Below are 12,900 nucleotides of genomic sequence, written 5' to 3'. Positions count from 1 at the left end.
GGTTCGATGGGAAAACCCGATTATCCGAGACGCTACGGGGTCGACGTCAGTAGCTGTACGCCAGACCCAGTTGCAGCAAGGGCTTGAAGCGCAGGTCGCGCATCGCATCCTCGAAGCCCTGGGCGCTGCTGCGACCCAGGCGCAGGCCGCTGTACGAGCCCGACATCAGGCCAAAGTCGGCGCTGAACGCGAAGCCGCTGCCCTGCACGCGGCCGGTGTAGCCGATGCCGACGTAGGACAGGTTGGCGCTGGGCTCCAGCGAGTAGGCGTCCATGTGGTTGAGCGACAGGTTGCGCCGGCCGGCCGACACCGGGCCGCTGCCGAGGGCAAGGCCGCCGCTGCTTTGCGACATGGACAGCGGGCCGAGCAGCAGGCCGCCAGTGGCGCGCAGGCCACCCTGCAGGCTGGAGAAGCCCGAGCGGGTCAGGTAGTAGTCGCCCAGCAGGTTGGCGCTGAGGATGCGCGAGCCGCCCAGGTGGGGCGTGGCGTCGGAGGCGGCGTCGGCACTGCTGAGTTGCAATCGTGCCTGCCAGCGCGGGTTGGCGCTGGCTTCAGCGTCGGCCCATGCGGGCAGCGTGAAAAGGGCAGAGAGACTCAGAACTGCAGCGCTTGTGAGGCGGGCCATGATCGACTCCTGCGCAGTGCAACGAGCGGCACCGGGATTCGATACTACGCCGCCTCTGGGTTCCCGTGAATGAAGAACGGGCGGCAAAAGATCACGCAAACATGGCGTGCGTTCGCGCCCCGGCAAGCCAGGCTTCAGCCGCGCCAGCGGCCGCCACTGGCGCGCGCCCGGCCGCCGAGGTCGCGTTTCAAGGCCACGTCGGCGAAACCTCGGGCGGCCAACTGTTGCGCCACCGCATCGGCCTGGTCCCAGCCATGCTCCAGCAGCAGCCAGCCGTTGGGGGCGAGGTGTTGCGGTGCAGCGTCGATGAGGGATTGCAGGTCGGCGAAGCCATCGCCGCCGGGCGTCAGCGCGGTGATCGGCTCATGGCGCAGCGCCGGCAGGTGCGGGTCGTCACCCGCGATGTAGGGCGGGTTGCTGACGACGAGGTCGAAGCGCCGGCCGGCCAGCGGCTCGAACCAGCTGCCGTGGCGCCAATCCACGGCCAGGTTGAGACGCTCGCCGTTGCCGCGGGCGACCGCCAGCGCGTCGGCGCTGACATCGACGGCGCTCACGAGGGCGCGCGGGCAGGCCGCCTTGACGGCCAGTGCGATGGCGCCGCTGCCGGTGCCGAGGTCGACAAGGCCGGGTTGGCCCGGCAGCTCGGCCAGCAGGGCCAGCGCCCAGTCGACCAGTGTTTCCGTGTCCGGCCGCGGGATCAACGTGGCCGGCGTGACCCGCAGCATCAGGCCGTGGAAGGGCTGCCAGCCGGTCAGGTGAGCCAGCGGTTCGCCGGCGGCGAGGCGGTGCAGCGCGGCACCGGCGCCGGGTGCGGGTGCGTCGCCGTGGGTGATGAGCCAGGCGCGGTCCTGGCCGGTGAGGTGGCTCAGCAAGCACTGCGCGTCGCCGCGCTCGACGCCCAGCCGGCGGGCGAGGGCCAGCGCTTCGTCCACCGTCAGACCGGCGGTCACGCGCGGCCTTCTTCCAACTGCGCCAGCTGCTCGGCCGCCTGCGCGGCGAGCAGCCCCTGGATGACATCGCCGAGGTCGCCGTCCATGATCTGGCCGAGCTTGTATAGCGTCAGGTTGATGCGGTGGTCGGTCAGCCGCCCCTGCGGGAAGTTGTAGGTGCGGATGCGGTCGCTGCGGTCACCGGTGCCGATCAGCCCCTTGCGCGTGGCGGCCTCCTTGGCAGCGCGCTCGCTGCGCTCCTTGTCCTGGATGCGTGCCTGAAGGACCTGCAGCGCCTTGGCCTTGTTGCTGTGCTGGCTGCGGCCGTCCTGGCATTCGGCCACGATGCCGGTCGGCAGGTGGACGACGCGCACGGCGGAGTCTGTCTTGTTGATGTGCTGGCCACCCGCACCGCTGGCGCGGAAGGTGTCGATGCGCAGGTCGGCCGGGTTCAGCGTGATGGCCTCGGTCTCGTCGGGCTCGGGCATCACGGCGATCGTGCAGGCGCTGGTGTGGATGCGGCCCTGGGCTTCGGTGGCCGGCACGCGCTGCACGCGATGGCCGCCGCTCTCGAACTTCAGGCGACCGTAGACGCCATCGCCCTCGATGCGCACCACCAGTTCCTTGTAGCCGCCCAGGTCCGACACGTTCTCGGACAGGATCTCCGTGCGCCAGCCCTGGCCTTCGGCGAAGCGCAGGTACATGCGCGCCAGGTCGCCGGCGAACAGGGCCGACTCGTCGCCGCCCGCGCCGGCGCGGATCTCGAGGAAGGCGTTGCGCTCGTCGTCGGGGTCCTTGGGGATCAATGCGAGCTGCAGCTCGACGTCGAGCGCCGCGAGGGCCGCTTCCGCGGTGGCGATCTCCTCGCGCGCCATCTCGGCCATCTCGGGGTCGGCCAGCATGTCGCGCGCGGCGGCCAGGTCGGCCTCGTGCCGCTGGTAGCGGCGGTAGCGCTCGACGAGGCCGGCCACCTCGGACTGCTCCCGCGTCAGCGCGCGGTAGCGCTTCATGTCGGCGGCGGCGCTGCCGTCCGCGAGTAGGGCGTCCAGCTCCGCGAGGCGGAAGGCAAGGCGTTCGAACTGCTGGCGCAGGGAATCTTTCATGGCGGGAACCGGAGAACAGTCAGGGGCGGCGCAACAGGCGCCGGGCGGCGGCGGTGAGCGCCGCTAAGACTGTTTGCCGCCGCGCAGGAACAGGCGCGAGACGGTCTGCGCGAGCTGCAGGCGCTGCTCGCCGTCGCTGGCGTTCAGCTCGGCCAGCGTGCCGTGCAGCAGCTTCTGCGTCAGGCCACGGGAGAGGGCGTCCAGCACCTCGTCCACGTCTGCGCCCTTGGCCAGCAGCTTGCGGGCGCGGGCGATCTCCAGCGCGCGCCAGTCGTCGGCCTGGGCGTGCAGGGCCTGGATCAGCGGGACCGTGTGGCGCTGGTCCAGCCAGTGCATGAAGCTCTGCACGCCGGTCTCGACGATGGCCTCGGCCTGCTCGACGGCGGCCTGGCGCTTCTCGCCGGCGGTCTGCACCTGCTGGGCCAGCTCGTCGACGGTGTAGAGGTAGACGTCGTCCAGCTGGGCGACTTCGGGCTCGATGTCGCGCGGCACGGCCAGGTCGACCATGAACATCGGGCGGTGCTTGCGTTTCTTGAGCGCGCGCTCGACGGCGCCCAGGCCGATCAGCGGCAGGCTGGAGGCGGTGCAGGACACGACGATGTCGAACTCGTGCAGGCGGTCGGGCAGGTCGGACAGGCGCACGGCCTCGGCGCCAAAGCGGATGGCCAGCTTCTCGCCGCGTTCCAGCGTGCGGTTGGCCACGGCCATGTGGCGCGGCGTGCGGGCGGCGAAATGCGTGGCGGTCAGCTCGATCATCTCGCCCGCGCCGACGAAGAGCACGCGCGTCTTGGCGAGGTCTTCGAACAGCTGACCGGCCAGGCGCACGGCGGCAGCGGCCATGCTGATGGAGTGCTCACCGATCTCGGTGGAGCTGCGCACTTCCTTGGCGACCGAGAAGCTGCGCTGGAACAGCTGGTGCAGCGTGGTGCCGAGGGCGCCGGCAGCTTCGGCTTCCTTCACGGCCTGCTTCATCTGGCCGAGGATCTGCGGCTCGCCCAGCACCATGGAATCCAGTCCGCTGGCCACGCGGAAGGCGTGGCGGGCGGCGGCGCTGCCCTGCATCACATAGGCGTGCTCGCGCAGCGCGCCGGGGTCGACGCCGCCGGTCTGTGCCAGCCAGGCGATGGCAGGCTGCACCTGGGTCTGCGGCGCGGCGACGTAGACCTCGGTGCGGTTGCAGGTGGACAGGATGGCCGCTTCCGGCGCGCCAGGCAGTTTCTGCCGCAGGCCGGTGAGGGAAGGCGCGAGTTGCTCCAGCGTGAACGCGAACCGCCCGCGCAGGTCGAGCGGGGCGGTGTGGTGGTTCAGGCCGAGAGCGAAGACCGACATGGAGGTGAATTGTAGGATTCGCGGCTTTGCCGCTACTGACGCCGGTCAAGCCCGAATGAGCCCTCTCGACGCCTTTTGGCACATTGCCAACCTGTTTGCACCCGCCTGGGGGCTGGCGGCGCTGTTGGCGCTGGCGATCAAGGGGCTGTGGCGGCGCGAGGCCAAGTCGCTGCGCTGGCCGCGGTTGTGGGCCTGGGGTGCGGCCGGCGGCAGCGCCGCCGTGATCGTGTCTCTGGTCCTGCTGGGCCGGGACGGCAAGATGGCGGGCTACGCGTTGCTGGTGCTGGGCGTGGCGCTGCCGCAGTGGTGGCTGCTGAGCGTCAAGCGCTGAGAACGTCCTCGGTGGTCACGACCTCGCCGCGCAGTGAATGCGCGAAGGCGGTCGTGATGCGGACGTCCACGAGCTGGTTCATCAGCCGCGGCGAGCCGGGGAAATTGACGATGCGGTTGCACTCGGTGCGCCCCATCAGCTCGCTGGCGTCCTTGCGGGCGGTGCCGGTGACGAGCACCTGCTCGACCTTGCCGACCATGCCTTGCGAGATCGTCAATGCGTGCGCTTCGATGGCGGCCTGCAGTTCCTGCAGGCGCTTCACCTTGACCTCGTAGGGCGTCGTGTCCTCCAGCGCCGCGGCCGGCGTGCCGGGGCGGGGGCTGAAGATGAAGCTGAATGACGCGTCGAAGCCGATGTCTTGGACCAGCTTCATCAGCTTGGCGTGGTCCTCGTCGGTCTCGCCGGGGAAGCCGACGATGAAGTCGCTGGCCAGGCGCAGGTCCGGGCGGATGGCGCGCAGCTTGCGCACCGTGCTCTTGAACTCCAGCGCCGTATAGCCGCGTTTCATCGCCATCAGGATGCGGTCGCTGCCGTGCTGCACGGGCAGGTGCAGGTGGTTCACGAGCTGCGGAATCTTGCCGTAGGCCTCGATGAGTCGGGGGCTGAACTCGTTGGGGTGGCTGGTGGTGAAGCGCAGGCGCCGGATGCCGGGGATCTCGGCCGCGTACTCCAGCAGCAGCGCCAGGTCGGCGAACTCACTGGTGTCGCCCATCTTGCCGCGGTAGGCGTTGACGTTCTGGCCCAGCAGGTTGATCTCCATGACGCCCTGGTCGGCCAGGCCGGCGATCTCGGTCAGCACGTCGTCGAACGGGCGCGAGACCTCCTCGCCGCGGGTGTAGGGCACCACGCAGTAGCTGCAGTACTTGGAGCAGCCTTCCATGATGGACACAAAGGCCGACGCGCCTTCGACCTTGGCCGGCGGCAGGTGGTCGAACTTCTCGATCTCGGGGAAGGAGATGTCCACCTGCGGGCGGCGCGTCTCGCGGCGGGCTTCCAGCATGGCCGGCAGGCGGTGCAGCGTCTGCGGGCCGAAGACGACGTCCACATACGGCGCGCGCTCGATGATGGCGGCGCCCTCCTGCGAGGCCACGCAGCCGCCGACGCCAATCATGACGCCCTTGGCCTTCAGGTGCTTCACGCGGCCGAGGTCGCTGAAGACCTTCTCCTGCGCCTTCTCGCGCACCGAGCAGGTGTTGAACAGGATGAGGTCGGCCTGCTCGGGGTCGTCGGTGGGCGTGTAGCCCTTGGCGGCGCCCAGCACGTCGGCCATCTTGTCCGAGTCGTACTCGTTCATCTGGCAGCCGAAGGTCTTGATGTAGACCTTCTTGCCCGTCGTGTCGCCGCTCATTGCTTGATCCAGGTCTGGTTGCCGGGGTTGAACTGCCAGCGCGCCGATTCCGCCGGTGTCGTCGGCCAGGGCTTGTTGGCCAGCTCGACGGGGTTCAGCACCCAGACGTCCATGATCAGCCCGCTGCTTTCCACCGTGTAGTGCACGGTGAGCTTCTGGCCCGTGAGGCCTGCGGGCGGTATCCAGAGGTTGGTGTCACCCTTGATGCGGCTGCCCGGCGCCAGGCGGGCCGGCTTGCCGTTGAGCTTGGCGTCGGGGAACTGCGTGATCACCAGTTCGCCGCGCAGCGCGTGCGCGGGAAAGAAGCGGTGCTGCTGGGCCTGTGCGGGCAGGCTGCTGACGGCGAGCATCAGTGGGAGAACACAGCGGTACATGGCATGTCCAGTGGCTGCGGCGGCAGCCACTTGTGAATAGCTGCTGCGGAAATGAAAACGGCCCGAGGGATGCTCGGGCCGTTCCGGATTTTGGTGGCGCTTCAGGGACTCGAACCCCGGACCTGTGGATTATGATTCCATCGCTCTAACCAACTGAGCTAAAGCGCCTGAGCCCGCCATTCTAAGCGAAGTTTTTTGAGCCTGGCAAGTGTGTCGCGCAGATCAAGGTGCCGCGGGGCGCAGGAAGCCCTGCAGCGGCTGGCCCGGCAGGCGCTTCAGGCCTTCGACGACCTGGGTGGCGTTGAAGACGGCGCCGGCGTCGTTGGTGTGCGTGCGGGCATCGGAGAAGAAGCCCTCGACGCGCTCGGCGCCCACCTTGCGGTAGGCGTCGGTGATGAGCATCGTCAGGTCGATGAACTGGGCGCCGTTGGCGCGGGCGACCTGCTCGCCCCAGGCGGCGTAGTTCTCGAAGTCACGCGGCTGCTCGGGTTTCCAGCGGTCCTTGTGCGGGATGGGCGACAGCACCACGGCGTTCGCGCCCTTGGCCTTGGCGTCGTTGATGTAGCGCGCGAGGTACCAGCCGAAGCTCTGCACCATCTCCTTCGTGCCGTCGGGCCGGGTGTCCTCCACCGCTTCGGGGCCGACGCCGGGGACTGAGCCGCGGTTCTTGCCGGCGGGGTCGCCGATGCGGGCGCCGTCGTTGTGGCCGAACTGGATCAGCAGCGTGTCGCCGGGCTTGAGCTGCTCCAGCACCGAGGCCCAGCGGCCTTCGGTGAAGAACGTGCGGCTGCTGCGGCCGCCGATGGCGTTGTTGACGATGTTGATGCGCTGCGTGTCGAAGAAGGCCGCGAGGCGCTCGCCCCAGCCGTAGGCGCCGTTCTGCCCGCCGCTGCGCACGGTGGAGTCGCCGATCAGCACGAGGCTGGGCAGCTTGGGGTCGCGGGGTGCTTCGACCTTGACCTTGCGGGCGTCGACCACGGGCCGCTCGTCGGAGCCATCGGGCGCGAAGCGGCGCGTGTAGACGGCGTCGGGCAGCACCTTGTTCTGGATCAGGCCGGCGATGACGAGCTGGGCGTTGATCGCCGCGCCGAGCCAGTTGGTGTGCACCGTCTCCTGCGGCATGTCCGCCGGGAAGAACTTCTCGACCGCCTCCTTGCCCAGCGCCTCGTAGCGCAGCGCGCCCCATTCGTTGAGGTCGATGAAGGCCACGTTCTCCTGCTTGGCGACTTCGGCGGCCCAGGCCGCGAAGTTGCCGCCGGCGCGCATGACCTTCACGCCGTCGGCCTCCCAGCGCTTGCGGATCACCGGCGAGCAGACCACGGGCGTGGCGCCGGCCGCGCGGATCTCGGCGATGTAGCCGCGCAGGTAGGCGCCGTAGGTGTAGACCGTCTCGGGCTTGCCGGTCAGCAAGTTGTTGATGTCTTCCTTCTCGGGCCCGGTGCCGCGCAGCACGCCGCGGGCGCGGCTGTTGTCGTTCACCGGGCTGGCATCGTTGTGGCCGAACTGCATGACGACCCAGTCGCCCTTCTTGATGAAGGGCTTGGTGCGCTCCCAATGGCCGCTGCTGCGGTAGGTGCGGCTGCTCAATCCGCCGACGGCGCGGTTGACGACGTTGATCTTGTTGAGGTCGAGGTAGGCGGCGATCGGGTTGCCCCAGCCCCACTGGCCTTCGGCGCCCTTGCCCTGGCCGTCGTCCCGGCCGTTGCGCACGGTGGAGTCACCGATGAGGATCAGCGAGGGCAGATCGGGCTTGGCGGGCTCGGGCAGCGTGATCTGGGCGCGCGCCGGGTCGGTGGTGGCGGTGAACTCCTGCGCATGGGCTGGGAGCAGCGACAGGGCGAGCAGCAAGGCGGCGGCGCGGCGGGTGGTCAGGGCATTCATGGCGCGGATGCTAGGAGCGCTTTGCCGCCTCGGCTGGCGGCGACGGCGCAAGTTCTTGAGCGATTCGTGGCCAGCAACATCGCGCAACAGAGCGCGGCCTAGAGTCCGGCGACTCAAACGGAGCCCCATCCATGTCGTTGCGCAAGACCTCCCTGTTGTTGAGCCTCGTGCTGGCCCTGGCACCCGCGTGGGCCCAGATCGGCCAGCGCTTTCCCTCCGAGAAGCGCGTCGTGCCCGACCCGGTGACCGGCACGCCGCTGACCTTCCTGACGACGCAGCCGCGCGGCGACGCCAAGATCTACCCCAGCCACCCGCAGTGGACGGCCGACGGCCAGTGGCTGGTGTTCCGCTCCAACCGCGTCAAGGGCGAGGCCATCGCCGTCAACGAGACGACGGGCGACCTGGTGCAGGTCACAGAGGGCGGCTACGAGGGCATGCTCAACCTCGCGCAGTCGGGTGGCAACAAGCTCTACTTCCTGCGCAAGGAGCCGGGCGGTGCAGGCAACGACAAGGTCCGGCAGGCCGTTGAGGTGGACCTGGACCGCGTGTTCGCCGACAGCGCGACCGGCGCCATGAAGCCGGTCAGTGCCTACCAGCGCGTCTTCGCCACGCTGCCGGCGGAGCTGGAGGCCTATGGCGACAACGCGCTGGACGCCGACGGCCAGTGGTTCTACTTCCGCATCCAGGGCAAGGCTTACGCGGGAGCCCGGCTGCCGGCCGGCACCAAGATCGAACCGCCCTTCGGCCCGCGCGGCATGGGCGCGGGGCCGCACGCCATCGGCAAGATCAACGTGCAGACGGGCGAGATCAAGCATGTCGTGTCCGTACCTTTCCAGATCGGCCACATCCAGAGCAACAGCTGGAACCCGGGCGAACTGGTGTTCAGCTGGGAGACCGGCGGCAAGTCGCCGCAGCGGACCTGGACGGTCAAGGGCGACGGCACGGGCCTGCGCCCGCTCTACCCGGAGGCGCCTTACGAGTGGGTCACGCACGAAGCCTTCATCGGCAAGGACGAGGTGGCACTGGCCATCATGGGCCACCGCCCCGTCCCGGGTGTCGTCGACCCCAACCGGCCGGCGGGCACGGCCGTCGAGGGCGCCAATCCCGGTCAGGAAGACGGCTGGGGCAACACCGGCACGCGCGAGAAGCCCACAGGCTTGGCCATCGTCAACCTGCGCACGCGCGAGATGACGATTGCCGGCCAGACGCCCAAGGGCAGCGGCCTGTGGCATGTGCATGGCTCCTATGACGGTCGCTTCGCCGTCGGCGACGATTTCGAGCGCGGTCTGTACCTGATTGACCGCCGCACCCGCGAAATGATCCTGCTCAGCGCCGGCCACAAGACGACGGCGCGGGACCACCCGCACCCCACCTTCAGCCCCGACGGCAAGAAGATCCAGATCCAGTCGGCGCTGCTGTCGGCCGACGGGCGCGAGATGAATATCTGCGTGGTGCCGGTGCCGCAGGATTGGTTGGCACGCAAGCGCTGATATTTCAGCCGCTCCAAAGTGAAACTCGAAATGCAAATTTGAATATTCGGAAGTTCTTGCAAGCCGATATTCAATATTCGCCAAGGCGCCGCCGCCGTGCGGAGGGGAGGGCGGCCGCTGTGCCGCGTCGCCATTGCGATCGCGCGGCGCTTGGCGCCGCGCATATTGCTGGCTAAGGGTTTCTGCCAACTCAAGCAATCACCGCCGTGATTCTTTCCTGCGCGGTGGAGACAGCCAGTAATCAGCCTCCTAGACTGAGCTGGGGCATACAGAAAGAGCACCTTTGCGTGCTCCAGCGCTTGATATTCCTGGAGATTGACGAAATGCTGAAAACGAATCGCGGCCGCGCGCCGGTTTCACGTTGGAGCCCGCTGGCCCTGGCCGTCTCGGCCGCGCTGGCCAGCCAGGTCCAGGCCCAGCAGGCCGCCGCACCAGCGGCCGCCGCATCGGCACCTGCGAACGCCGCTTCCGCACCTGCCGCCAAACCCGCAGACAAGGGCAACCAGCTCGAAACCGTCGTCGTCACAGGCATCCGCCGCTCCATCCAGAGCGCCATCGACCGCAAGCGCAATGCTTCCACCGTCACCGACAGCATCGTGGCGGAAGACATCGACCAGTTCCCCGACAAGAACGTCGGCGAGGCACTGTCGCGCATCACCGGCGTGCAGCTGTCGCGCGAGTTTGGCGAAGGCTCGCAGGTGTCCATCCGTGGTGTCGAGCCCGACCTGAACCGGGTCGAGATCAACGGCATGTCGGTGCTGGGCACCAGCGGCACGGCCGGCCGCGGCGCCGAGCTGCGCGAGCTGGCTTCCGAGTTGATCGCGTCCATCGACGTGGTCAAGGGCTCGACGGCCGACCTGACCGAAGGCGGCATCGGCGGCACGGTGCGCATCACCACCCGCAAGCCGCTGGACTTCACCAAGCGCACTGTGGCCGGTTCGCTGTCCGGCGAGCAGGGCAGCCTGCGTGGCGGCGTGCAGCCGCGCGCCACGCTGCTGCTGGCCGACAAGTTCCTCGACGGTCGCCTGGGTCTGATGGCCAACCTGGTCTACGACAAGATCTATACCCGTGGCGACTTCTCGCGCAACACCTCCTGGACCTTCCTGCGCGACTGGGACATGTCGGCGGACAAGACCCTCACCAGCGTGAACCCGACCGCTGCAGCCGTGTCGACCGTCCTGGGTTGCAACGCCTTGACCGCGGCGGCCGACAAAGCGGACTGCCAGCGGCAGTGGTTCGACTACGCGCCGCGCATCGCCCGCTACGGCATCTGGACGCGCGACCACAAGCGCAGCTCGGCGGAGGTGACGGCGCAGTACAAGTTCAGCGACGCGCTGGATGCCTACGTCAGCTACCAGGCGAACGACCAGAAGCAGCGGCTCAACGACATCAACTACGGCACGGACTTCACGGCCATCAACCGCCTTGCCACGCCAAACAAGGCGCCGGTCTATGCCGCCAACGGCACCGTGGCCACGGCGGGCACCTGCACCGACGTGGCCGCCACCGCGACGCCGGCAGGCATGGTGGTCGAAGACCACCACGTCACACAGTACACCGTCGGCAACTGCCTGAACGTCGCGGGACGAGGTGGCCAGGGCGCCTTCAGCACCTCGGCGCGTGATTTCGCGCTGGACATCAAGTCGGAGTACACCAGCGCCGGCTTCAAGTTCAAGAACAACGAGTGGCGCATCGAGGGTCTGCTGAACGACGCCAAGTCGGACTACCTCAGCCAGAGCAACAACATCGTCCTGACGCAGAACGCGCCGGGCCTGGTTGTGAAGCTGGATGGCGCACACCTGCCGCACTTCACCTTCCCGAGCGGCTACAGCCCCGACGATGCCAGCTCCTACGTGCAGGCGCAGTTGCAATACCGGCCCTCCGCCACGTTCAACAAGGAGCGGGGCGGCAAGCTGGACTTCCAGTACAACTTCGACCACAGCTTCTTCCAGAGTCTGTGGTGGGGTGCGCAGGCGCGCGAGTCCAAGTCGCGGCAGTACGGCGCCGGCGGCTACATCGTCCAGAACGGCGGGGACCTCGCCAACACGGACGAGGCGGTCGACATCACGACGCGCACCGCCAACGTCAACCAGACCATCGTCTTCGATCCGCTCTACACCGGTACCGCGCAACGCCCGGACGACACGCAGACCTTCATCAACAGCGGCTTCCGCCAGTCCTATGTGAACGGCGCGAAGATGCAGGACATCATCAAGTCGCTGATGAGCCGCTCGCCCGGCACCTTCTTCAGCGGCTACAAAGACATCTCCGGCGTGCCCAGCAGCTTCGCGGCGCCGAACTTCGCGGCGGCTGCCAGCTCCGGCGCGTTCGACACCAGCGCCTTCAACTACAAGTACCTCTACGACACCATCGGCAGCGACGGCAAGACCTATCCGCAGCTTCCGGCGTTCGACATCAAGGAAAGCATCAAGGCCGGCTATGTGCGGCTGGACTGGGGCACCGAGCTGCTCGGCATGGCGCTGGACGGCAACATCGGCCTGCGCTACACGCGCACCAACGTGAAGTCCGTGGGTGTGGACCGCGACCAGATCCGCGTCGCCAGCAACACCGACCGCATCCGCTCCAACGTCATCCGCAGCGTCGACAACACCTACAGCGACACGCTGCCCAGCCTGAACGCGGTGCTGCAGGTGCTGCCTGAAAAGTTGCTGGTGCGTGCCGGCTGGGCCAAGGTCATGGCCCGCCCCGCGATCAACCTCATCACGCCCAACATCACCTGCACCGAGAACAGCGGCCTGCCGGCGTTCGGCGGCGACGGCACCGACGACTGCACGGTGGGCAACCCCGACCTCAAGCCCTACCGCGCGACGAAGTACGACATCAGCGTGGAGTACTACCCCACGCGCAACAACCAGCTGAGCCTGGCGGTCTTCCGGACCGACATCGACACCTATGTGCGCACGGGCATCCTGCGGGGCATCGACTTCCGCGGCAACGGCCACCTGTACGACGTGAGCACGTCCATCAACGGGGAGGGCGCGCGCACGCAAGGCGTCGAACTGGCAGGCCGTACGGCGTTCACCTTCCTGCCCGGCTGGCTCAGCGGCTTCGGCGCGGACGTGAACTACACGCGCATGGCCTTCCGCTATGCACAGGGCAGTGAGTTGATCAGCCCGCTGGATGGTTCGATCCTTCCTTATCCGGGCATGTCGAAGGACGCCTACAACCTGGGCCTGTGGTACGACGACGGCGAGTTCAACGCCCGTCTGGCCTACCACCACCGCGGCAAGTACTACACCGGTGGCAACGACGTGTCGGGCAACCCGAATTTCCGCGACAAGACCGGCTACCTGGATGCCAAGTTCCAATGGAAACCCACCAAGAACCTGACGTTCGCCGTCGAGGCCAAGAACCTCACCAACCAGGCCGAGCTGACCTACGCTGGCGACCTCGCCCGCCCCAACGAGCTCGCCTGGTCGGGCCGGCGCTACTACATCACCGTGGGCTACAAGCTCTGATCTCCGGGCCT

Annotated in this window: 10 protein-coding genes and 1 tRNA gene; 3 read left to right on the top strand and 8 right to left on the bottom strand. The window is 68.1% G+C overall.

Annotation, left to right across the window (positions count from 1 at the left end):
* Positions 1-46 precede the first annotated feature (46 nt).
* The 4 genes from ASD35_RS07340 to hemA form a co-directional block, all read right to left on the bottom strand.
* Positions 47-625, bottom strand: coding sequence for a hypothetical protein (locus ASD35_RS07340; RefSeq protein ID WP_157275420.1), 579 nt, complete (start codon positions 623-625; stop codon positions 47-49).
* A gap of 134 nt (positions 626-759) precedes the next feature.
* The gene (gene prmC / locus ASD35_RS07335; RefSeq protein WP_235538263.1) at positions 760-1,575 is read right to left on the bottom strand and encodes a peptide chain release factor N(5)-glutamine methyltransferase; all 816 of its coding nucleotides are present in this window, start codon (positions 1,573-1,575) and stop codon (positions 760-762) included.
* Entirely contained in the window at positions 1,572-2,657 is a 1,086-nt protein-coding gene (gene prfA, locus ASD35_RS07330; RefSeq protein WP_056874209.1) for a peptide chain release factor 1, read from the bottom strand. The genes prmC and prfA overlap by 4 nt, the downstream gene beginning before the upstream one ends.
* 63 nt (positions 2,658-2,720) lie before the next feature.
* Positions 2,721-3,986 carry a glutamyl-tRNA reductase gene (gene hemA, locus ASD35_RS07325; protein ID WP_056874208.1) on the bottom strand — a complete coding sequence of 422 codons (1,266 nt, stop codon included), beginning with the start codon at positions 3,984-3,986 and terminating at the stop codon, positions 2,721-2,723.
* A gap of 55 nt (positions 3,987-4,041) precedes the next feature.
* On the opposite strand from hemA, the gene ASD35_RS07320 reads away from it, so the two are divergent.
* Complete coding sequence (locus tag ASD35_RS07320; RefSeq protein WP_056874207.1) at positions 4,042-4,317, top strand: hypothetical protein; 276 nt, start codon at positions 4,042-4,044, stop codon at positions 4,315-4,317.
* On the opposite strand, the gene miaB is transcribed toward ASD35_RS07320, so the two are convergent.
* The 4 genes from miaB to ASD35_RS07300 form a co-directional block, all read right to left on the bottom strand.
* The gene (gene miaB, locus ASD35_RS07315) at positions 4,307-5,665 is read right to left on the bottom strand and encodes a tRNA (N6-isopentenyl adenosine(37)-C2)-methylthiotransferase MiaB (RefSeq protein WP_056874206.1); all 1,359 of its coding nucleotides are present in this window, start codon (positions 5,663-5,665) and stop codon (positions 4,307-4,309) included. The genes ASD35_RS07320 and miaB overlap by 11 nt on opposite strands.
* Positions 5,662-6,015 carry a hypothetical protein gene (locus ASD35_RS07310; RefSeq protein WP_235538262.1) on the bottom strand — a complete coding sequence of 118 codons (354 nt, stop codon included), beginning with the start codon at positions 6,013-6,015 and terminating at the stop codon, positions 5,662-5,664. Before ASD35_RS07310 ends, miaB begins: the two co-directional genes overlap by 4 nt.
* 115 nt (positions 6,016-6,130) lie before the next feature.
* A tRNA-Met gene (locus tag ASD35_RS07305) sits at positions 6,131-6,207 on the bottom strand.
* A gap of 54 nt (positions 6,208-6,261) precedes the next feature.
* Positions 6,262-7,920 carry a rhamnogalacturonan acetylesterase gene (locus ASD35_RS07300; protein ID WP_056874204.1) on the bottom strand — a complete coding sequence of 553 codons (1,659 nt, stop codon included), beginning with the start codon at positions 7,918-7,920 and terminating at the stop codon, positions 6,262-6,264.
* A gap of 131 nt (positions 7,921-8,051) precedes the next feature.
* Here ASD35_RS07300 and ASD35_RS07295 point away from each other — a divergent pair, with 131 nt between their 5' ends.
* On the top strand, positions 8,052-9,410 hold the full coding sequence (locus ASD35_RS07295) for a PD40 domain-containing protein (RefSeq protein ID WP_056874203.1): 1,359 nt from the start codon (positions 8,052-8,054) through the stop codon (positions 9,408-9,410).
* Between the two features lie 323 nt (positions 9,411-9,733).
* Entirely contained in the window at positions 9,734-12,889 is a 3,156-nt protein-coding gene (locus tag ASD35_RS07290) for a TonB-dependent receptor (RefSeq protein ID WP_056874202.1), read from the top strand.
* Positions 12,890-12,900: the final 11 nt, after the last annotated feature.

The organism is Pelomonas sp. Root1444 (genome assembly GCF_001426885.1).
In the GTDB taxonomy this organism is placed as follows: Bacteria; Pseudomonadota; Gammaproteobacteria; order Burkholderiales; family Burkholderiaceae_C; genus Pelomonas.
Note: the sequence above shows the minus strand (reverse complement) of the source record. Positions and strands in the feature narration are given on the sequence as shown.